General features: G+C 70.6%; 18 protein-coding genes. 8 read left to right on the forward strand and 10 right to left on the reverse strand.

The window, feature by feature from the left end; genetic code table 11:
* Positions 1-17 precede the first annotated feature (17 nt).
* Together U9J66_RS02180 and U9J66_RS02185 are read left to right on the forward strand one after the other, a co-directional pair.
* Positions 18-701, forward strand: a complete 684-nt coding sequence (locus U9J66_RS02180) for a hypothetical protein (protein WP_042281483.1) — start codon at positions 18-20, stop codon at positions 699-701.
* A 157-nt stretch (positions 702-858) separates the two neighbouring features.
* A complete protein-coding gene (locus U9J66_RS02185) occupies positions 859-1401 on the forward strand; it encodes a type 1 glutamine amidotransferase domain-containing protein (RefSeq protein ID WP_017534913.1) in 543 nt (180 codons plus the stop codon).
* A 75-nt stretch (positions 1402-1476) separates the two neighbouring features.
* Here the strand turns inward: U9J66_RS02185 and U9J66_RS02190 are convergent, their stop codons facing one another.
* From U9J66_RS02190 to U9J66_RS02200, 3 genes are all read right to left on the reverse strand, one after another.
* Positions 1477-1587 (reverse strand): methionine/alanine import family NSS transporter small subunit, encoded by a 111-nt coding sequence (locus U9J66_RS02190; RefSeq protein WP_017534912.1) that lies wholly within the window; start codon positions 1585-1587, stop codon positions 1477-1479.
* Entirely contained in the window at positions 1587-3206 is a 1620-nt protein-coding gene (locus U9J66_RS02195) for a sodium-dependent transporter (protein ID WP_017534911.1), read from the reverse strand. The genes U9J66_RS02190 and U9J66_RS02195 overlap by 1 nt, the downstream gene beginning before the upstream one ends.
* A gap of 280 nt (positions 3207-3486) precedes the next feature.
* A complete protein-coding gene (locus U9J66_RS02200; protein ID WP_326336858.1) occupies positions 3487-4497 on the reverse strand; it encodes a pirin family protein in 1011 nt (336 codons plus the stop codon).
* A 219-nt stretch (positions 4498-4716) separates the two neighbouring features.
* Here U9J66_RS02200 and U9J66_RS02205 point away from each other — a divergent pair, with 219 nt between their 5' ends.
* Positions 4717-5478, forward strand: coding sequence for an MBL fold metallo-hydrolase (locus tag U9J66_RS02205; protein ID WP_014913270.1), 762 nt, complete (start codon positions 4717-4719; stop codon positions 5476-5478).
* A 59-nt stretch (positions 5479-5537) separates the two neighbouring features.
* Positions 5538-6473, forward strand: coding sequence for a ribonuclease Z (locus U9J66_RS02210; protein ID WP_017534909.1), 936 nt, complete (start codon positions 5538-5540; stop codon positions 6471-6473).
* Positions 6474-6516: 43 nt separating this feature from the next.
* On the opposite strand, the gene U9J66_RS02215 is transcribed toward U9J66_RS02210, so the two are convergent.
* The gene (locus tag U9J66_RS02215; RefSeq protein WP_187294491.1) at positions 6517-7494 is read right to left on the reverse strand and encodes an EamA family transporter; all 978 of its coding nucleotides are present in this window, start codon (positions 7492-7494) and stop codon (positions 6517-6519) included.
* A gap of 116 nt (positions 7495-7610) precedes the next feature.
* Positions 7611-8135 (reverse strand): GNAT family N-acetyltransferase, encoded by a 525-nt coding sequence (locus U9J66_RS02220; protein ID WP_014909817.1) that lies wholly within the window; start codon positions 8133-8135, stop codon positions 7611-7613.
* A 40-nt stretch (positions 8136-8175) separates the two neighbouring features.
* On the opposite strand from U9J66_RS02220, the gene U9J66_RS02225 reads away from it, so the two are divergent.
* Positions 8176-8736, forward strand: a complete 561-nt coding sequence (locus U9J66_RS02225; protein WP_014910681.1) for a helix-turn-helix domain-containing protein — start codon at positions 8176-8178, stop codon at positions 8734-8736.
* A 6-nt stretch (positions 8737-8742) separates the two neighbouring features.
* Here U9J66_RS02225 and U9J66_RS02230 read toward each other — a convergent pair whose 3' ends face one another.
* From U9J66_RS02230 to U9J66_RS02240, 3 genes are all read right to left on the reverse strand, one after another.
* Positions 8743-9795 (reverse strand): Gfo/Idh/MocA family protein, encoded by a 1053-nt coding sequence (locus U9J66_RS02230; RefSeq protein WP_326336859.1) that lies wholly within the window; start codon positions 9793-9795, stop codon positions 8743-8745.
* A gap of 69 nt (positions 9796-9864) precedes the next feature.
* Positions 9865-10176, reverse strand: a complete 312-nt coding sequence (locus U9J66_RS02235; protein ID WP_014911259.1) for a hypothetical protein — start codon at positions 10174-10176, stop codon at positions 9865-9867.
* 73 nt (positions 10177-10249) lie between these two features.
* Positions 10250-11053 (reverse strand): phosphotransferase, encoded by an 804-nt coding sequence (locus U9J66_RS02240; protein WP_326336860.1) that lies wholly within the window; start codon positions 11051-11053, stop codon positions 10250-10252.
* Between the two features lie 538 nt (positions 11054-11591).
* On the opposite strand from U9J66_RS02240, the gene U9J66_RS02245 reads away from it, so the two are divergent.
* Both U9J66_RS02245 and gdhA read left to right on the forward strand, forming a co-directional pair.
* Positions 11592-14705, forward strand: a complete 3114-nt coding sequence (locus U9J66_RS02245; RefSeq protein ID WP_326336861.1) for an amino acid adenylation domain-containing protein — start codon at positions 11592-11594, stop codon at positions 14703-14705.
* Between the two features lie 875 nt (positions 14706-15580).
* Positions 15581-16945: an NADP-specific glutamate dehydrogenase gene (gdhA, locus tag U9J66_RS02250; protein ID WP_326336862.1), complete on the forward strand. Its 1365-nt coding sequence runs from the start codon at positions 15581-15583 to the stop codon at positions 16943-16945.
* 97 nt (positions 16946-17042) lie between these two features.
* Here gdhA and U9J66_RS02255 read toward each other — a convergent pair whose 3' ends face one another.
* The gene (locus U9J66_RS02255) at positions 17043-18176 is read right to left on the reverse strand and encodes a class I SAM-dependent methyltransferase (RefSeq protein WP_326336863.1); all 1134 of its coding nucleotides are present in this window, start codon (positions 18174-18176) and stop codon (positions 17043-17045) included.
* A 659-nt stretch (positions 18177-18835) separates the two neighbouring features.
* On the opposite strand from U9J66_RS02255, the gene U9J66_RS02260 reads away from it, so the two are divergent.
* Complete coding sequence (locus tag U9J66_RS02260; RefSeq protein ID WP_326336865.1) at positions 18836-19345, forward strand: DinB family protein; 510 nt, start codon at positions 18836-18838, stop codon at positions 19343-19345.
* A 47-nt stretch (positions 19346-19392) separates the two neighbouring features.
* Here U9J66_RS02260 and U9J66_RS02265 read toward each other — a convergent pair whose 3' ends face one another.
* A complete protein-coding gene (locus U9J66_RS02265; protein WP_014913506.1) occupies positions 19393-19833 on the reverse strand; it encodes a pyridoxamine 5'-phosphate oxidase family protein in 441 nt (146 codons plus the stop codon).
* Between the last annotated feature and the right edge of the window lie 118 nt (positions 19834-19951).

The raw sequence follows: 19951 nt of genomic DNA on the forward strand, positions 1-19951 counted from the left end.
GAGAGGGGAGGGCCCCTATGTCCGGTGGCGTGATCGCCCTTTTGCTCATCGCGGCCCTGGTCATCGTGGCCATCACGGTGATGCAGTCGGCGGCCGATCGGGAGCGTTCCCAGGCCTTGGAGGATTGGGCCCGCGGCCGAGGCTGGCGCTATGACCGGGAACGTCCGGAGATGGTGGGGCTCTTTCGGGGATCGCCCTTCAAGGACGGCAGCTCCGACGCCAGGGTCCGGCACGTGATCTCCGGTGAGCATCGAGGCCATCGTTTCCTGGCCTATGAGTACTCCTACACCTCCACCCTGACCACCGCGCAGGGTTCCCTCACCGCCAATGAGCGTTATGGGGTCGTGGTGGTCGGGACCCGTGCCACCCCGATCCTGGAGGTGCGTCGGACCCACCCGGGGTACGCCCTCTCGGCGGCGGCCGGGGTGCGCGACATCGAGGTGGGCGATCAGGACTTCGACGCCGCCTTCCACGTGGCGGGCGACGACGAGGCGTTCGCCGCGCGCACGCTGACCCCGCGGGTGCGTGAGCACCTGTTGGAGCGTCCCTCTCTCCGTTCCCCCTTCCGGCTGACCGGCGATCACCTGTTGTCGTGGCGTCGGGGGAGGTTGGGGGCCACGATGGCGTTGGAGACCATCGAGGCCTCCATCGACCTGTTGGAGCTCCTTCCGGATCGGCTCCGGGAGGAGAGCCGGGACTGAGGTCTCCGGTGTGGGAAACGGTCGTGGGTGTGATCGGCTCCGGTCGCGTCCACGACCGTCTCACGGCCTCGGATGTGACAGGAGGGGCCGGCGTGGGTAGGGCGGCGAACGTGGCACGGGACTCGACCGAACGCGACGTACGACGCAGGAGGACGCCATGGCAGGGGAACTCTCCGGAAGAAGGGTGGCCGTGCTGGCCGCCGACGGGGTCGAGCAGGTGGAGCTGGTCCGCCCCCGTGAGGCTCTGACCGAGGCCGGGGCCCGGGTGGATCTGGTCTCTTTGTCCACGGATCCGATCCAGGCCATGAACGGCGACATCGAGCCCGCCGACCGCTTCGCCGTGGACCGTGAGGTCTCGAAGGTGAGCGTGGACGACTATGACGCTCTGGTGGTGCCCGGTGGGACCATCAACCCGGACCATCTGCGCACGAACGCGGACGCGGTGGGTTTCGTGCGCGACTTCGTGAACCGGGGCGGTCCGGTGGCGGCGATCTGCCACGGGCCGTGGATCCTGGTGGAGGCCGACGTGGTGCGTGGTCGCACCCTGACCTCCTACCCCAGTATCCGCACCGACATCCGTAACGCGGGCGGCACGGTGGTGGAGGAGCCGGTGGTCACCGACCAGGGTGTCACCACCAGCCGTGATCCCGGCGATCTGGACGCGTTCTGCGAACGGATCGTGTCCGAGTTCGCGGGCTGAGGACGCGAGGAGGGGCCGCCGACACCGTCACGGTGTCGGCGGCTCCTCGTCATGCCGGTCGTGTCGGCCGGAGGGCTAGGCCTCGGGCTCGTCGGGGTGACGGCGCAGGTGCAGCACGGCGCCGAGCAGGCCGCCCCACAGGACGACGATGGAGATGACCATCATCACGATCGCGCTGGCGGACATCAGCGGTCCCCTTCCTTGGTGTTGTCACCGGCTTCGGCGTCGGTGGCGGTGATCCGGTCGGGGGCGTCCAGCTCCGGCGGGACCTCGGCGTCCTCGGCCCCGGCCAGACGCTCGGCGTCGGCGCGGGCGATGGCGTCGGCGCGCTTCCAGGGGAAGCAGGCGACGATGATGCCGAAGACGATGGCGCCGATGGCCACGCCCCAACCGGCGACCAGCAGGAACTGGTCGGGGTAGTCCTCGTAGTTGGAGGTGAGCTCGCTGCGAAGGCTGTCCCACATCATGAAGCCGAGCAGGATCGGGGTGATGCCGCCCAGGGCGACCTTCCACCACCGGTCCAGGCGGATCGTGGAGACGGCGTTGGCGTGCCGTTCGAACACCGGCAGGCGGCGCACGAGCCAACCGAAGACCAGGATCATCACCAGGCCGGCCATGGCGATGCCGTACTGGTTGATGAAGTGGTCGAAGGAGTCGAGGATGTACAGGCCCTCGTGGGTGGGGAAGAGCAGGATCGAGGCCACGGCGGTGGCGCCGCCCACGAGCAGCACGGTGGGAACGCGGGCCAGGCCGGTGCGGTCCTGGACGGCCGAGATGATCACCTGGACGATGCTGATCAGCGAGGTGATACCGGCGATCACCAGCGAGACGAAGAACAGCAGTCCGAACAGCGCTCCGCCGAAGGGCAGGGTGGAGATGATCTGCGGGAAGGCCACGAAGGCCAGGCCGATGCCGGAGGCGGCGACCTCGTCCACGCCGGTGCCGGCCGCGTTGGCCATGAAGCCCAGGGCGGCGAAGACGCCGATGCCGGCCAGGAGCTCGAAGGAGCTGTTGGCGAAGCCGGCCGTCAGGGCGGTGCCGGTCAGGTCGGTCTTGCGCTTGAGGTAGGAGGCGTAGGTGACCATGATCGCGAAGCCGATGGACAGGGAGAAGAAGATCTGTCCGTAGGCCGCGATCCACACCCCGCCGTCGAGCATGGCGCTCCAGTCGGGGGTGAAGAGGGCGTTGAGGCCCTCGGAGGCGCCTTCGAGGGTCAGCGACTGCGCGACCAGGAGGACGAACAGCACGACCAGCAGCGGAATGAAGACCTTGTTGGCCTTCTCGATGCCCTTGCGCACGCCCAGGGCCAGGATGCCCAGGACGACCACCCACACGGCGATCAGCGGCCAGGCCACACCGGAGACGAACCCGGAGACCATGCCCGGGGTGTCGCTGATCTGGAGGAACTCCTCGAAGAAGAAGCCGTTGGGGTCATCACCCCACTGCTGTCCGATGGAGAAGCCCGCGTAGCGGATCGCCCAGGCGACGATCACGGCGTAGTAGACCGCGATGACGAAGCAGATGGCCACCTGCCACCAGCCGATGGCCTCGGCGGGCCGGTAGATGCGCCGGTAGGACAGCGGAGCCGAGGAACGGTAACGGTGTCCGATGCTGTACTCGAGGATGAGCAGCGGGATACCGGCCGTCAAGAGCGCGATGAGGTACGGGATGAGGAAGGCCCCACCACCGTTGTCGTAGGCGACGTAGGGGAATCGCCAGATGTTGCCCAGTCCGATGGCCGATCCGATGGCGGCCATGAGGAAGCCCGCGCGAGTTCCCCATTGCTCGCGAGCCTGTTGACCCATGTTCAGGTCTCCTAAATCATCCCGTAGTTCGCGTTTCGCACGGTAGCAGGATTTGCCGCTTTGAGCATCGTCGATGCTGGTCCGTGCGCCGGATGTCGCCCGAACGAGGGCCTTTCGTTCTGAACTGTTCAGGCTCGTACGGAGGTGGGGATGTCAAGTCGGACTTATCCGAGGGCTTCAGCACCCCTGTGGATCCGGGGGGAGAGACGGGAACGCGAACGGCCCGTCCGACCGAAAGACGACGGTGGGACGGGCCGTGGGAACGGATTCGGAACCGGGGTCAGCGACCTCGGTGGGGCGGGCGGGGACGGAGCCGGGCGTTGGGCAGTTCCGGGGCGGGAAGGGCCGCTCCGGGGTCGGTCGTGACCGGGGCGAAGCGCGCGCGCTCCTCGGTGGAGGCCCCGTCGCGGTCCCGTTCCCAACCTTCGCGGGCCCGCACGATCTCGTCGTGGTCGCGGCCCACGAAGTTCCACCACATGACCAGGTCCTCGGTGAAGGGCTCACCGCCGATCAGGAGCAGGTGGGCGCGTTCTCCGGCGCGGACGCGGATGGTCGTGCGTCCGGTCCCCAGGTAGATCATGGAGCCGGCCGGCGCGTGGTGGCCGTGGGACTCCACGGGGGTGTCCAATGGCAGGAGGCCGTGTTCGAAGGCGGGGTCGACGGGGAGTTCGACGTCCCGGTCGGCTTCGAGGACGATCTCGGCGCCCATGAGCGGCGTGTAGGTGCGGGCGGGGGACTCGTGGCCGTCCATACGACCGGCGATCACCGTGACCCGGGCCCCGGGCAGGGTGAAGACGGGAAGGTCGGCGTGGTGTTCGAAGTGGGGCGCGTCCTCACGGGAGTCGGCGGGCAGGGCCACCCACAGTTGGGCCCCGTGGAGCAGATCCGGCGCTCCGTCGGGGGTGCGTTCGGAGTGGGCGATGCCGTGTCCGGCGGTCATGAGGCTGAGCTGTCCGGGGCGCACGGTCTGGTCCGAGCCCAGACCGTCCCGGTGGTGGACGGTCCCCTCGATCAGCCAGCTCACGGTCTGCAGACCGATGTGCGGATGGGGCGGGACCTGCATACCGGCCTGCGCGGAGACGTCCACGGGCCCGTAGGCGTCGGCGAAGCACCAGGCTCCGACCATGCGCCGGTTCTTGCCGGGCAGGGCTCGAAGGACCGGCATGGCGCGCGGTCCTCCGAGGGGGACCCGGCGGGGTTCGAGGAGTTCGGTATCGGGCTCGGGGCCGGGGCGGTCGACCTCGCCGCCGCAGACCCGCTGCTCGGCGGGGTGGGGTTCGATGTTGCTCACGGCTCCGACGCTAGTCGAGGCGGTGAGGGGGCGCACGGTCCGCCGGGCCCTCCGCGCCGTCCCGAGGCGGTGCGCCGCGGGCCGTGGGGCCCGTGACCTCGAGCGATGGCGTTTCCTCCGGCGTGGTGAGGGCGGGACTCGCGCCGGTGGTGGGTACAAGAGGAGGAGGGCCCGCCGGTCGAGTGGGGAGGTCGGGCCCGAGACGGGGCGGGAGGGATGATGACGCACACCTGTACCCAGGTCGCTCCCGGTGTGTACCGCCTCGGAGACCACGTGGTGAACTTCTATCTGGTGGACACCGATGACGGCCTGGTCATGGTGGACGCCGGGTTGCCCACGCACAGCGCTCAACTGTTGGACGCCGTGGCCTGGATCGGGGGCCGGTTGCGGGCGGTGGTGCTCACCCACGCCCACCCCGACCACACCGGGTTGGCCGAGCGGGCGCGCGACGACGGCGGGGCCCGGGTGTGGGTGCACGAGGCCGACGCTCCGATCCTGGACGACGGCCCCACCAGTTCGATGGTGCACGCGCCTCCCGAGCACGGTCTGTTGCACGGTCTGCTGCGTCACCCCGGGGCCGCGGGGTCCCTGCTCCATCTGGGGCAGCAGGGGGCGTTCACCTCGGCCCGGGTGCGTTCCTACTCCACGTTCGGTCATGACGAGGTGTTGGAGGAGGTTCCGGGGCGGCCGCGGGTGCTGTCGATCCCCGGGCATACGCCGGGCAGTTCGGTGGTGGTCTTCGAGGACCGGCGGGTGGCCTTCACCGGCGACGCCCTGGTCACGCACGACTTCACCACCGGTGTGGAGGGGCCCTGTGTGGTGGGCGGGATGTCCACCCACGACTATGAGCAGGCCGTGCGTTCCCTGGACCGGTTGTCCGGGTTGTCGGAGCGGACCGCGTTGTTGCCCGGGCACGGGGAGCCGGTCACCGACGATCTGGAGACGGCGTTGGAGCGGGCGCGTGAGCGTCGGACCCGTTGAGGTCGGCCGTTCCCTCTCGGCGCGGGAGGGCGCGGGGCTGCGGTGGGAGAATACGGCCCATGTCGGTACGCGAACTCGTGATCCTGGGTACCTCCAGCGCGGTGCCCACCCGTCGGCGTAACCACAACGGGTACTTTCTGCGCTGGGGCGATCAGGGTGTGCTGTTCGATCCCGGGGAGGGCACCCAGCGGCAGATGCGTCTGGCCGGTCTGGCCGCCACCGACGTCACCCGGATCTGTGTGACGCACTTCCACGGCGATCACAGTCTCGGGTTGCCCGGGGTGATGCAGCGCATCGCCCGCGATCGGGTGCCGCACACGGTGCGGGTGGCCTATCCGGGCGCCGGTGAGGAGTACTGGCGCCGGTTGCGGCACGCCACCTCCTTCCACGACACCGAGGTGATCCTTCCCCAGCCGGTGGGCGGTTCGGGCTGCTGCGCGATCGGGGAGGAGGAGCCCTTCACGGTCACCGCGCTGCCGTTGCGTCATTCGGTTCCCGCGTACGGCTACCGGTTGGTGGAGCCGGACGGGTGGCGGATGTCGCCCGAGAGGTTGGAGCGTCACGGGGTGCGCGGCCCGGACGTGTCCCGGTTGCTGCGCGAGGGGCGGATCGAGGTGGCGGGCCGGGAGGTGGCCCTGGCCGAGTGCGCCGATCCTCGTCCCGGGCAGGTGTTCGCGTTCGTGATGGACACCGGGGAGTGCGAGCAGGCGGTGGAGTTGGCGCGCGGCGCCGACATGCTGGTGATCGAGTCGACCTATCTGGACTCCGAGGAGCGTCTGGCCCGGGAGTATCGGCATCTGACCGCCCGGATGGCGGGGCGGATCGCGGCGCGCGCCGGGGTGCGGCTTCTGGTGCTCACGCATCTGTCGGAGCGCTACGAGCAGGAACGTGAGGGGGAGTTCGTGGCCCAGGCGGCGCAGGAGTTCGACGGGCGGATCGTGTTGGCCGCCGATCTGGATCGGATCGCCATGCCCGCGCGTCGCCGGCCGGTGTGACCGCCGCCTCCGACCGCGTGGTCGGAGGCGGGTCGGGTGGGTCTCAGTGGTGTTCCGAGGGCGGTCGGACCTGCCGGGTGGCGGGTTCGGTCGCCTGGTCGGGGACGGTCTCGGGGGTGGAGGGGACGGCGATCTGGGCGATGAACGCGCCGGTCACGATCACCACGGCCCCCACCAGCTGGGTGGCGTTGAGGGATTCGCCCAACAGGATCCAGGCCATGACGATGGCGGTGACGACCTCCAGGTAGGCCACGCCGCCGGCCACCTGCGGGGACAGGCGTTTGATCGCCGAGACCCCGGCGAAGTAGGCGATGGCGGTGCACACCAGGGCCAGCCATAGGGCGAGCGCCCAGCCGGGGAGGGTGAGGCCGCCCAGGTCGTGGGAGTGCGCCATCAGGTTCCAGGGCAGGTTCCAGGGGCGGGAGAGGATGCCCAGGAGCACGGTGGCGATCAGGGCGCCGAAGGCGATCACGGCGAGGGGGTCGGCGTCCTCGCCCACGGCGTCGCCGAGCAGGAAGAACGCGGCCTGGGCGGCGGCCGCGCCCAGGGCCAGGCCCACCCCGATCGCGTCCAGACGCATGCCGGCCCATACCTCCAGCAGCAGTCCGAGGCCGGCCACGGCCAGGACCACGCCGATGATGGCGGCGGGGGAGACCCGGTCCTTGCGTACCACCCGCACCCACAGCAGCACCAGCACCGGGCCCAGGAACTCCAGGAGCAGGGCGATACCGACGGGGATGCGGGCGACGGCCGCGAAGTAGAGGGCCTGGACCCCGGCCATGGGGAAGACCCCGTAGGCCAGGAGCAGGAGGGGGCGACGTCGGACCAGATCCCGGTGTCTCAGGGCCACGGGCAGCAGGATGAGCGCGGCGCCGGCCACCCGGAGCCACGTCACGTGGAGCGGGTCCATGCCCGCGTCGAGCAGGGGTCGGGCGAAGACCCCGGAGCCGCCGAAGGCCAGGGCGGCGAGGAGGGCGAAGGCCAACCCCGTGGGGCGGTGGCGGGTGGAGTGCGCGGACACGGAGGGCTCCAGGGACCTGAGGGATGATGGGATCGGTCCGAGCTTAGAGGTCGGCCCGGCGCGTTCCTTCATACGGTCGGCGTCCGCACGTCCGCGTGGCGGGAGGGCTGGTCGGGTCAGGGTTCGAGGCCGCTCGTCAGGTCGCGCTGGGCCCAGGCCACGTCGTGCCAGGCCCCGTGCTTATGGCCCACGCCGCGCATACGGCCCACGTCCTCGAAGCCCATGGCCCGGTGCAGTCCGAGGCTGGCGTCGTTGGGCAGGGTCATGCAGGCCACGGCGGTGCGCATGCCCCGGTCGGCCAGGCGGGGCAGGAGCGCTCCGTACAGGGCCCGTCCCGCGCCCGAACGTCGGCGGTCGCGTTCCAGGTAGACGCTGACCTCGCAGGTCCATCGGTAGGCGGCCCGGGTGCGGAAGGTGCCACCGTAGGCGTAGCCGATCACCCCGTCCTCGTCCTCCATCACGATCCAGGCGTGTTCGCGCTGGGCGGCGGTGATGCGTTCGGCCATCTCCCGTGTGGTGGGAGGGGTGAGTTCGAAGGTGATGGCGGTGTCGGTGACGTAGGGGCGGTAGATCTCGGCGCAGGCCGAGGCGTCCTCGGTGGTGGCGTCGCGGATCAGGGGACGGGTGAGCAGGGAATCCATGTCGACGATCGTAAACGAGCCTGTCGACTATGGTGAACGCATGAGCGACGAACTGGGCACCGCCCTGGCCGTGACACTGCGCACCCTGCGTCGGGATCGAGGGCTGAGCGGGGGTGCCCTGGCCGAACGTTCCGGGGTCTCCCGGGCGATGATCAGCCGGATCGAGAACGGGGACGCGCAGCCGACGGCCTCCCTCCTGGGGCGCCTGTCCGGAGCGTTGGGGATCAGTCTGTCGGAGCTGATCGCCCACGCCGAACAGGACGGCCGTCGTCTGATCCGCCGTCACGAACAGCCCGTGTGGACCGACCCGGAGACCGGATATCGGCGTCGCGACCTCTCCCCCTCCCCGGGAGGGGCCATGGAGATGGTCGAGGTCGAACTGCCGCCGGGCGTGCGCGTGCCCTATCCGGCGCAGACCTTCGCCTTCGCCCACCACCGGATCTGGGTGCTCGAAGGCGTCCTGGCCTTCACCGAGGGGGAGACGGAGCACCTGCTGGGGGAGGGGGACTGTCTGGAGCTCGGTGCTCCGGCGGCGTGCGAGTACCACAACCCCTCCTCGCGTCTCTGCCGCTACCTGGTGGCCCTGACCCGGCGCGGCTGAGCACGCTCAACCCCAGGGCAGGGGCACCGCGACGGGCACCGACCCCTCTTCCAGGGAGCGGGCCCCGGCCACCCCCACCAGTGAGGCGGCCACCGCCTCGCGCACCCCCACCGGGGGAGGCGCGCCCTCCTCCACGGTGCGGCGCAGTCCTTGGAACAGGAGCACCGTGCCCTCCGCGCCCCGGTCGACCGGGGCGCCGTCCACAAGGAGCGGGGCGGTCAGGCGTTCCTCCTCGCGCACCCGACCCTCGGGGACGGCCCAGGCCTCGTGCCGCACCCGGATCGACCAGGAGCGTTCGCCCGGGGCCCGGAGCGACTCGGCCATGCCCAGGTCGCCGCGGACCGAGATCTGACTCCAGTGGCTCTCGGACTCGCCTTGGAGGAAGCCGTTGCGGGTCAGTGCCAACGCCCCCGTGGACAGACGGACCGCCATCACGCTCGCCAGGCGCGGCTCGTTGGTGTCCACGGGGAACGCCGTCACCTCGACGGGCATGGCCCCGGTGATCGCCAGGATCGGGGAGAGCGAGTGGGTGCAGTAGGCGGTGGGCGGGATCCGGCCCCGCCAGTGGGAGGGGTCCCCGATCAGCCCTTGGACGGCCTCGGGCGCCATGGCGTGCAGGTAGTCGGCCTCGATGAGGTCGGGCAGGCCCAGTTCGCCGGACTCCACGCTCTCGCGCAGCAGTCGCGTGTGCGGCAGCAGGACGTAGTTCTCCGCGAAGGAATAGGTGGCGGTGGAGGCCTCGGCCGCCGCGACCAGGTCGCGGCCCTCCTCGGGGGAGATACAGGCGGCCGTCTCCGAGAGCACGTGCACACCGTGTTCGAGGAAGGCGATGGCCAGGGGCGCGTGGGCGTCGAAGTCGTTGGCGAGCACCACGGCGTCCAGCTCCGCGGTGAGCAGGTCGCGCCAGTGTTCCACCAGCACCATGCCGGGCAGTTCCCGGTCCGCGTGCCGGGCGGTCTCGGGGTCGTGATCGCAGCCGGCGACCACCTCGATCCCCATCCGTTCGGCCCACCGGGCCAGGTGCAGCCCCATTCGCAGTCCCACCACTCCCATGCGCATGGGGTGATGATGCCGGCCTCCGTCCGCCGAGGCCGGCGGTTTTCCACGCCGGCGGGTCGCGCGGGGGTCCTACAGGTCCAGGTGGGTCTGGCCGGGGATGGGGGCGCCCGAGCGGCGAGAGCCTCCCAGGCAGCGGCGACAGTTCACCTTGCCCGAGGTCGCGCGCAGGCGCAGGGGGTCCACGGTCGCGTGGCAGGCGGTGGCGGCCACGGCGACCCCGGCCCACAGGTGGGTGGCCAGGGCGTGTACGACCTCGCCGGGGCCGATGGTGACCCCGCCGGCGCCGGCGAGTTCCTCACGGTGGCGGGTGAGGACCGACGCCAGGTGTTCGACGGTGGGTTGTGGGAGCGGGCCCTGCGGCCCGGGGTCGGTACTGTCCATCAGCCCATGATGGCGCAGGGCGGGGACCGAACGCGGCCGCCGGGCCGGGGCCGTGACCCGGGTGGTGGAGAGCTCACTCGGTGAGGGCGCGCAGGAAGAGCGGTTCCCGCTCGATGAGCCGGTCGCGTCGCCGGTCCCAACGGGCCATGCCGCCCAGCCGTTCCAGGTCCCGGACGAACGCCGGGTCGCCGCGCTCGACCCGGTCGAGGACGAAGGCCCGGGAGACCTCGTTGTAGCGGACCACCGTGGCGGGCAGGAGGGCGCGGTCGGCGTGGGAGAGGCCGTAGCCGTCGGCGAGCAGGCGCAGCCGGTGGGGGACGTCCGCGTCGCGGAAGCCGGTGTCGGCGGCCGACTCGGGGTCCAGGGTCGGGACGAGGTAGAAGGCCAGGGCGGCCACGTCCCAGAGGGGGCGGCCGGGTGCGGCCAGGTCGAAGTCGATCAGGGCGAAGGCGCACCCGTCGCGGAAGACGACGTTCTCCAGGCACGGGTCGTTGTGGCACAGCAAGGGTCCGCCCTCGGGGTCGCTCAGCGCGGTGGGCCATCGGGCCCCGGGGTCGAAGGGCACCTCGGCGGCGGCGTTGTGATAGCGGCGCAGAAGTCGGGCGACCAGGGTCACCGTACGGTCGTTCAGGGCCCAGGCGGGGAAGGGCGGTAGGGCCACGTCCCCTTCGAGGTAGGTCAGCTCCTCGTGTCCGTCGGCGTTCAGGGCCAGCGGACGTGGGGCTCCGGTGAAGCCGGTCGCGGCCAGGTCGGTCAGGAAGGCGTGGAGCGCGGGCGCGTGGTCGGGGGCCAGGCGTACAACCCGGTCGCCTCGGCGGCGCACGGTGTTCATCATGCCGCCGTGGAGGGGGTGGTCCCGATCGTGTCCGGTCTCCATGTCGATGTCCCTTCCAGAGGGTGCGGGGGTCCGCATCCTATCGAGGCGATTCCGAATTCCGGAGGGGAACGGAGTTCCCTCTCCGTTTCCCCTGATTCGGCCGGCACTTTCTTTCTATAAACGGCCGGCACCGAAAGGCGTGAAATCCGGGGGTTCACATCATCGTAAATCCCTTCATCATCGGGAATGGGGAAGGGGAGTGAAGGGATCCCTGTTTCCCTGCGGGCCGATTTCGGAAATAAAAGGTGAGCGCGGATCGCTATGCCGCCGCGCCTTTTACACCCCCCGTGTCACACGACCGATTCGATGAGGTGGCTCATGCTCCCTGCCATGTCACGTTCCCGCCGAGAGGCACCCCTCTCGGTCCTTCCCACCCGTGCTCTCGACGCACGGGTCTCGGAGGGGATCTTCACTCGACTCCACGACGCCGTACTCCCGGCGCGTCCCGAACGTCGGAGCGACACGGGTCTTCCCGTGTGCGCCCCGTCGGTGCCCTCCTGACCCCGCGCGGCCGCGACTCAACGAAAGGAATCCTCACGTGACGACGAGTTCGGCCATGTCCTCCCTTTCGACGGCGGACGCACGCGGCCCCGTCACCGACTATCCACGGGACGCGCTCCTGCACGAACTGTTCATCGCCCACGCGGCCCTGCATCCCACGGCCCCGGCGGTCCGGCACCACGGTCGGGAACTCTCCTATGGCGAGCTGGAACGAGACTCGCGCGATCTGGCCGAGCGGCTGGTCGGGGTGGGGGTGCGCCCCGGTGACGCCGTGGGCGTGTGCGGCCGGCGTTCCCCCGAAGCGCTCATCGCCTTCCTCGGAGTGCTGCGCGCGGGCTGCGCCTACGTCCCTCTGGACGAGGGGCAGCCGCCGGCCCGGCTCAACGCGATGGCCGAGGACGCCGGGGTGCGCACGGCGGTGCTGCTGCCGGGCGCCGCGTGCCGGGTGCGCCGTCTGGCGGCCCGGGTCGGCGTGGAGGCGGCCGGTCCCGCCGCCCCTCGTGGCCCTCTGCCGGCGCGGCCTCCGACGACCTCGTGCGCCTACGTCATGTTCACGTCCGGTTCCACCGGGCGTCCTCGGCCGGTGTCGGTCTCCCACCGCGGGGTCGTACGGCTGGTCGCCTCCGACCCCCGCCTGCCCCGCCCCGGGTGGGGCAACCGGGTCCTGCACGGCTATGGCCTGTCCTCGGACGCCTCGACCATCGAGATCTGGTCCGCCCTGGTCGGCGGTGCCTGTCTGGTCGTGGCCGAACGGGAGGAGCTGGTCTCTCCCGAGGCGTTGCGCCATCGGCTGACCGAGGACCTGGTCGACATCGCCTACCTGACCACCAGCGTCTTCCACCACGTGGCGCGCACGGTCCCGGGGGTGTTCGCCTCGCTGGACTTCGTCTCGGCGGGCGGGGAGGCGATGGACCCCGAACTGGCCAGAGCCGTTCTGGCGGCCTGCCCTCGGACCGAGGTCGTCAACTTCTACGGTCCGACCGAGAACACGGTGGTGTCCACGTTCCACCGTGTGCGCGATCTGGCGGAGGACGCGCGGAGCGTGCCCATCGGTCTGCCCCTGGCCAACTCCACCTGTCGGGTGGTGCGCGAGAGCGGGGCCACCGCCGCCCCCGGCGAGGAGGGCGAGCTGTACGTGGGCGGCGACGGTCTGGCCCTGGGCTATCTGGGGCATCCGGACCTGACCGCCGAACGGTTCGTGCAGGTCGCCGACGGAGAGCGGTTCTATCGGACGGGCGATCGGGTCCTCATGGGCGAGGACGGTGTGCTGGAGTTCCGCGGGCGGGTCGACCGTCAGGTGAAGATCCGTGGACAGCGCGTCGAACCGGACGAGGTCGAGGAACGGTTGCGAGAGCACCCCGATGTCGCCGAGGCGGTCGTGGACGTGGGGGACGAGCACCTGACCGCCCACGTCACCCCGGCCCACACCGACCGGGAGGTGGACGTGGCCTCGCTGCGCCGTTTCTGCGCGGAGTGGCTGCCCCCGGAGGCGGTCCCCCGGATCGTGCACCGGTGGGCGTCGTTCCCGGTCTCGGCGGCGGGCAAGGTGGACCGGACACGGCTGCGGATCGAGGCCACCGAACGGGAGGCGGCCTCGCCCTTGGCGTCGTGGCCGATGCGGGACGAGGCGCTGCGGTGCGTGCTGGCCGCCTGGGAGCGGACTCTGGGGGTGAGCCCGGAGCCGGGGGAGGACTTCTTCCGGATCGGCGGCGACTCCCTGCTGGCCGCCGAGGTGGTCACCCGCACCAGGCGTCTGCTGGGGATCGGGGCCGAGCACGGGAGCGCGCTGTTGCGGGCCCTCATCCGCCGGCCGACGGTGGAGGAGTTCACCGACGCCGTACGACTGGCGGGGCTTCCCCTGCCGCCGACGCACGCCCCCGAGGGGGTCGTGGACTTCGAGGCCGAGTCGAGGCTGGGGTTCTCCCTGCCCCGCCGCAGGGGGCCCGAGCCGAACCCTCGGAACCCTTCGGACATCCTGGTCACCGGGGCCACCGGGTTCGTCGGCGCCTACCTGGTGGATCGGCTGTTGCGCGGTACCGGAGCCCGTGTGCACTGCCCGGTGCGCGCACGCGACTCCCAGCACGCGCGCCGTCGGGTGACCGCGGCCCTGGCCCGCTACGGGCTGCCCTCCCGAGAGGCGGAGACCCGGCTCCTGTGCTTTCCCGCCGACCTGGGGGCCGACCTGATCGGCCTGTCCGCCGATCACGCCTCCGACCTGGCCGAACGGCTCGATCTCATCGTGCACGCCGGGGCCCAGGTCAACTTCGTCTACCCCTATTCGGCGCTGCGCGCCCCCAACGTCGGCGGTACCCGTCAGATCGTGCGGCTGGCGGCGCGTCGGCGGGTCCCGGTGCACTTCCTGTCCACGGCCGCGGTGCTGGCGGGCTTCGGCAGCGCGGGTGTGCGCAGGGTGGACGAGGACACCCCGCTGGCGTACGCCGAACGGCTCACCCTGGGCTACGCCGAGAGCAAGTGGGTGGCCGAGCGCATGCTGTACGAGGCCGAGCGGGCGGGGCTGCCGGTGACGGTGTACCGCCCCTACGCGATCACCGGAGACCGCTTCAGCGGGGCGTGCAACACCGAGACCGCGATCTGCGCGCTGTTCAAGATGATCGGGGAGACCGGTGTGGCCCCCGACATCGACCTGCCGATGGACTTCGTCCCGGTCGATCACGTGGCCGACGTCATCGTGAACGTCGCCACCGGGGCGACGCCGCCTCGGACCGTCTACCACCTCACCAACCCTCGCCCCGCCGTCCTGGCCGACGTCGTCCGGCGTATGCGCGCGGCCGGGTTCTCCATCGCGACGCTGTCCTATCGACGATGGGTGCGGGAGTTGGTGCACCACGTCGAGGGTGATCCCACCAGCCCCACGGCTCCCTTCGTGTCGATGTGGGTGGATCGAGGGCGGGGGACCGACCTGTCGATCAAGCAGCTGTACAGCGAGGGGGTCTTCCCCATGTTGGGGCGGCGGAACACGGAGGCCGCCCAGGCCGCGATCGGCAAGCCGTGTCCACCGGTCGACGACGCCCTCATCGACCGCTATCTGGACTACTTCTTCGGCTGCGGGTTCATCCGCCGGCCCGGCGCCGGACCCGTCGTGGAGTCCCGGGGCACGGACCTGCTCACGGGGCGGGGGGAGGCGCCGTGAGCGTCGGAGGGGAGATCTCGCCGGTCGGCCCTTCGGATATCGGTGGCGTCCCACGGGGAAAGGCGTTCGTCCGTTGACGGAAGGGGGGAAGGGCTCGCGATTCCGTACGTGGAGAGACCCGTAAGACATCCATCGTCCTTCATAGGGGTCACGGGAAATCCCCGCGGGTGCTTCTCGAACACGGATCCATGTTCTGGGATCCCGCGCTCTTCTCCCTCCGGTTCCGAAATGTATCGGGAACGATTTCCGTTCTCCCTCGAGAGGGATCCCGTGTTTCCTCCCGACACACGGCCCCGTCCACGACGCGGCCGTCGATCTCGGATCCGGGCCGTGCCCCGGCCCCGGTTCGCGCTCGCGTGAGCCGGCCCATGGTTCGGTGGCGAGGGCGTACCCGAGAACGGTCACGGCGGCGTCGGCACGCGCGTTCCGGAACCCCCGCGGACCATGCCCTCCAGGGTCCGGCCCAGGGCGGACCCTGGAACGACGCGGGGTGCTCGCACGTCTACGGGGAGGGGGCGATATGTGCGATTCACCATCGGATGCCATGATGGCGGGGTGGCATCACTCGGCCCCCTGGGGGTATGCGAGTGATGACCGGTATCGAGCCCGATTCAGCGTCGAACGGGCACGAGTCGATGTCGCATGCGCCCGGCCCCTGCCGGAACCGCTTCCGAAAACCCACGGAGACGGTCCCGGGCGGCACGTCCACCGGAGGCACCAGAGGACAGAGCCGTGGTGTGCCCGTGGCCATGCGACGAGCGTGACGACACGTAACGCCGATGCCGAGCGAAGAACGACCGAACGGAACAACGGAACACGGGTGATCGAACCACAAGGGCGTGGAGCGGCACGAGTGACCTACGAGGAGAACTCATATGACCAAGGAGCCGAATCTCGCCGACCACCACCCGGGCGTACGCTCGGCGTTCGAGCACGTGGTACGTCGCAACCCCGACGAGCCCGAGTTCCAGCAGGCGGTCCTGGAGGTCCTGGAGAGCCTGTCTCCCGCTCTGAACACGCACCCCGAGTACGCCGCCCAGCGCGTGCTGGAGCGTCTGTGCGAGCCCGAGCGGCAGATCATCTTCCGCGTCCCCTGGCGTGACGACCAGGGAGGCGTGCACGTCAACCGCGGTTTCCGGGTGGAGTTCAACAGCGCCCTGGGTCCGTACAAGGGCGGTCTGCGCTTCCACCCCAGCGTGAACCTGGGCGTCATCAAGTTCCTGGGCTTCGAGCAGATCTTCAAGAACGCCCTCACCGGCATGGGGATCGGCGGCGGCAAGGGCGGCAGCGACTTCGACCCCAAGGGCCGCTCCGACGCCGAGATCGAGCGTTTCTGTCAGTCCTTCATGACCGAGCTGCACCGCCACCTGGGCGAGTACACCGACATCCCCGCCGGTGACATCGGCGTGGGCGGTCGGGAGATCGGCTACATGTTCGGGCAGTACCGGCGGCTGAGCAACCGCTGGGAGGCCGGTGTGATCACCGGCAAGGGCCTGGACTGGGGCGGTTCGCGGGTCCGTACCGAGGCCACGGGGTACGGAGCCGTCATGTTCACCGAGCGCATGCTCGAACGCAACGGTCGCGACCTGGACGGCATGCGCGTCGTCGTCTCGGGTTCGGGCAACGTCGCGATCTACGCGGTGGAGAAGGCCCAGCAGCTCGGCGCCCACGTGGTGGCCTGCTCCGACTCGGGCGGCTACGTCTTCGACGAGCGGGGCCTGGACCTGGACCTGCTCAAGGAGATCAAGGAGGTCGAGCGCGCCCGGATCAGCTCCTACGCCGACCGGCGCAAGGGCGCCGAGTACGTCGCGGGCGGCAACGTCTGGGACGTGCCCTGCCAGGTGGCGCTGCCCTCCGCCACCCAGAACGAGCTGGACGCGGCCTCGGCCAAGCGTCTGGTCGGCAACGGCGTGGTCGCGGTGGCCGAGGGCGCGAACATGCCCACCACCCCCGACGCCGTCAAGGTGCTGCGCGAGGCCGGGGTGCTGTTCGCCCCGGGCAAGGCCGCCAACGCCGGTGGTGTGGCCACCAGCGTGCTGGAGATGCGTCAGAACGCGCGTCGCACCTCCTGGTCCTTCGAGCACGCCGAGTCGGAGCTGGCCGAGACCATGGCCGGTATCCACGACCGCTGTGAGGCGGCGGCCGAGCGGCACGGCGCCCGCGGCGACTACGTGCTCGGCGCCAACGTGGCAGGTTTCGAGATGGTGGCCGACGCCATGCTCGCCCAGGGGCTCATCTAGTCCTTCGGCCCCTCGCCCCCACGTCGGAGACGTCCCCGAAGGCCCGGTCGCCGGGTCTTCGGGGACGTCCGCGTTCGGGGCCCTTCCGTGAACTCGGTCAGGCGCGGGTCAGACGCCACAGCGAGGTGACCTCCGCGGCGCGGGCGGTGTGGAGGGGGTCGGTGGCGTCCTTGACGCGCGAGTGCCGCGGTCTGGTGTCCGTCCGGTCCACCACCCCCAGCCCCGCCGCCTCGATGGCGGCGAGCAGCTCCTCGCGGGTACGAAGCCCGAGGTGTTCGGCCAGGTCGGACAGGATCAGCCACCCCTCGCCTCCGGGTTCGAGGTGGGCGGTGAGCCCGTCGAGGAAGCCGCGGAGCATGTCGCCGTCGGGGTCGTAGACGCCCCGCTCGAGCGCCGAGGTGGGTCGGGCGGGCAGCCAGGGCGGGTTGCAGACGATGAGGTCCGCGCGACCTTCGGGGAAGAGGGTGGGGCCCACGACCTCGACGCGTTCGGACAGGTCCAGTCGATGGGCGTTCTCGCGGGCGCACTCCAGGGCGCGCGGGTTGATGTCGGTGGCCACGACGCGGTCGATCCCCCGGCGGGCCAAGAGTGCCGCGAGCACCCCCGTCCCGGTGCCGAGGTCGAACGCGGTGCGGCCGGTGGCACGGTCCTCCATCGACGCGGGAAGCGGTGCGTCGGCGACCAGGTCGACGTACTCGCCCCTGACCGGGGAGAACACGCCATAGTGCGGGTGGACGCGAGCGTCCAGGGCCGGGATCTCCACGCCCTTCTTGCGCCACTCGTGCGCCCCGATCACGCCCAGCAGCTCCGTCAGGGAGATCACCGACGGCTCGTGTGCGACCCCGTAGGCCTCGGTGCACGCCCGACGTACGTCGGGGGCTCTGCGCAGGTCCAGGGAGTGGTCGGCCTCCAGCAGGACGAGGAGCCTGCCCAGGACGCGGGCACGGTGGCCGCGGGCCCGTCGGTGCAGGTGGAAGGCCTCGGTCGGATCGTCGCCGGTCCGGACCGGTTTCCGGTCGATGCGACGGCCCATCGCCTGGAGAAGTCGACGGGCGTTGTGGAAGTCGCCGCGCCACAGCAGCGCCGTGCCCTCGCAGGCCAGGCGGTAGGCGGTGTCGGCCTTCGTGCGGTCGTCCGCGACGACGACACGGTCGTGGGGCGGGATGTCGCTCTCGGAGTGCCAGCGGGCGGATCGAGAGGTGTGGGATTCGGTCCAGTGGACGGTGGACACCGGGTACTCCTCGTGTTCGGGCGTGCGCGGGCACGAAGAGCACTTCGACGGTGGGAGGGGAGGCGCCCGGGTCACACCACGGGCGTGGTTATCGGGGAGGGCGGATCTATCGCTCCCGCGTCGAAGCGCGAGAGGAGAAGTCGCCGAGAACCATGCCGATCGTCACGACGGGCCCTCTCCTGAAGATGGCTCAGAATTCTGACACGGCCCCTTCCCGCAGGCAAGCCCGGGCCGGTGTGCCCTTCGTCGCCCATGGGTGGCGCCCATCATCGGTGTCGCATCCGCCGATGGGCTTCGAGGGGAGGAACACCTCCTCGGCCCCGCCCGGGTTCGGTCGTGCTCGTCCGCGCCTGCTCCGAGGGGGCGGAGCCGCGAAAGGAGGCCGGGGCCCGTGTGAGGGCACCGCGCGCGTCAGCGCGTCCGTTGAGGGTGGTGGAGGGTGACGTGGGATCCGGGCCGCGCCGTAGGCGTCCGTTGAGGGTGGTGGAGGGTGACGTGGGATCCGGGCCGCGCCGTAGGCGTCCGTTGAGGGTGGTGGAGGGTGACGGGTGGGCGTTGCCGAACTCCGTGATCAGTTCACATGGCGACCTGGGGTTCCGCTGCTCCGGCCTCGCTATTTCCGTTGTGCTCGAAGGAGGCCGGGTCTAGGGTCGTCGCTCATGAACGACGATCCCCGTGTGGACCCGCCCCTCATCGCCGATGAACGCACCATGCTCTCCACCTGGCTGGACTGGCACCGCCGGACCCTGGAGTTCAAGTGCCGGGGGCTGAGCGACGCACGACTGCGCGAACGTTCCGTCCCGCCCTCGCCGATGTCCCTGTTGGGTCTGGTCCGGCACATGGCCTGGGTGGAGCACGTCTGGTTCCGGTGGGTCCTGGAGGGCGACGACGTGCCGAGCCGGATCAAGAGCCTGGAGAACCGTGAGGCCGATTTCCAGGACGTGGACACCGCCTCGATCGAGGAGGCCTTCGCCCTGTGGCACGCCGAGATCGACCACGCCCGTGAGCTCTCCGCCTCCCTGCCGTTGGACGCGATCGGCGCGGGTCGTCGACACGGCGAGGAGTACTCCCATCGTTGGATCCTGATCCACATGATCGAGGAGTACGCCCGCCACAACGGACACGCCGACCTCCTGCGCGAACGCATCGACGGGGTCACCGGCGAGTGAGCCGGCCTCTCGGCGGGGGAGCACCCTCCACGAGCGTGGCCGAAGGGTCAGGCCGTACTTCTGGACAGGTCCTTGACGATGACGCGTTCCGGGTCGAAGCGGACCAGTAGCGCGTCGTCGGCGAAATAGCGGAAGTCCGGGTGCCAGGAGGTCTCGTCGTCGCCCAGATAGCGGCGTAGCTTACGGCGGGCCAGGGCCGGGTCGAAGGGCACCGTGCGGGCCTCGCCCTTCATGATCACCTGGAGGAACTCCTGGCGTTCCAGGTCGCAGGTGTCCACGACGACGGCGGTGCGCGGGTCGCGCGCCAGGTGTCGGGAGAGGATCGAGTAGTCGCCGGTGATCCACCACATCGCGCCCTCCTCCCACAGGAACCAGACCGGTCTGACCGCGGGGGCTCCGGAGGAGTCGTTGGTGGCGACGCGGGCCACCAGGGGGCGGGCCAGGAAGGCGTCGACGTCGAAGGGGTGGGGGAGGGTTCCGGGTTCCATACCCTCACCCTAGGTTCGGGACCACGCCCGGGAAAGGGCCTTTCTCCGCCTGTGGACGACGGGCCGGTCGGGCCCGCGGCGAAGCCGAAAACCCGGTGACGCAAGGAGCACCATCGTC

Source organism: Nocardiopsis sp. LDBS1602, assembly GCF_035818715.1.
Lineage (GTDB): Bacteria > Actinomycetota > Actinomycetes > Streptosporangiales > Streptosporangiaceae > Nocardiopsis > Nocardiopsis alba.

Bases quoted from the DNA above. Each gene is read 5' to 3' on its own strand.
- U9J66_RS02180 (WP_042281483.1), top strand. From the start codon at position 18: ATGTCCGGTGGCGTGATCGCCCTTTTGCTCATCGCGGCCCTGGTCATC.
- U9J66_RS02185 (WP_017534913.1), top strand. From the start codon at position 859: ATGGCAGGGGAACTCTCCGGAAGAAGGGTGGCCGTGCTGGCCGCCGAC.
- U9J66_RS02190 (WP_017534912.1), bottom strand. From the start codon at position 1,587: ATGTCCGCCAGCGCGATCGTGATGATGGTCATCTCCATCGTCGTCCTG.
- U9J66_RS02195 (WP_017534911.1), bottom strand. From the start codon at position 3,206: ATGGGTCAACAGGCTCGCGAGCAATGGGGAACTCGCGCGGGCTTCCTC.
- U9J66_RS02205 (WP_014913270.1), top strand. From the start codon at position 4,717: ATGACGCACACCTGTACCCAGGTCGCTCCCGGTGTGTACCGCCTCGGA.
- U9J66_RS02210 (WP_017534909.1), top strand. From the start codon at position 5,538: ATGTCGGTACGCGAACTCGTGATCCTGGGTACCTCCAGCGCGGTGCCC.
- U9J66_RS02220 (WP_014909817.1), bottom strand. From the start codon at position 8,135: ATGGATTCCCTGCTCACCCGTCCCCTGATCCGCGACGCCACCACCGAG.
- U9J66_RS02225 (WP_014910681.1), top strand. From the start codon at position 8,176: ATGAGCGACGAACTGGGCACCGCCCTGGCCGTGACACTGCGCACCCTG.
- U9J66_RS02230 (WP_326336859.1), bottom strand. From the start codon at position 9,795: ATGCGCATGGGAGTGGTGGGACTGCGAATGGGGCTGCACCTGGCCCGG.
- U9J66_RS02235 (WP_014911259.1), bottom strand. From the start codon at position 10,176: ATGGACAGTACCGACCCCGGGCCGCAGGGCCCGCTCCCACAACCCACC.
- U9J66_RS02240 (WP_326336860.1), bottom strand. From the start codon at position 11,053: ATGGAGACCGGACACGATCGGGACCACCCCCTCCACGGCGGCATGATG.
- gdhA (WP_326336862.1), top strand. From the start codon at position 15,581: ATGACCAAGGAGCCGAATCTCGCCGACCACCACCCGGGCGTACGCTCG.
- U9J66_RS02260 (WP_326336865.1), top strand. From the start codon at position 18,836: ATGAACGACGATCCCCGTGTGGACCCGCCCCTCATCGCCGATGAACGC.
- U9J66_RS02265 (WP_014913506.1), bottom strand. From the start codon at position 19,833: ATGGAACCCGGAACCCTCCCCCACCCCTTCGACGTCGACGCCTTCCTG.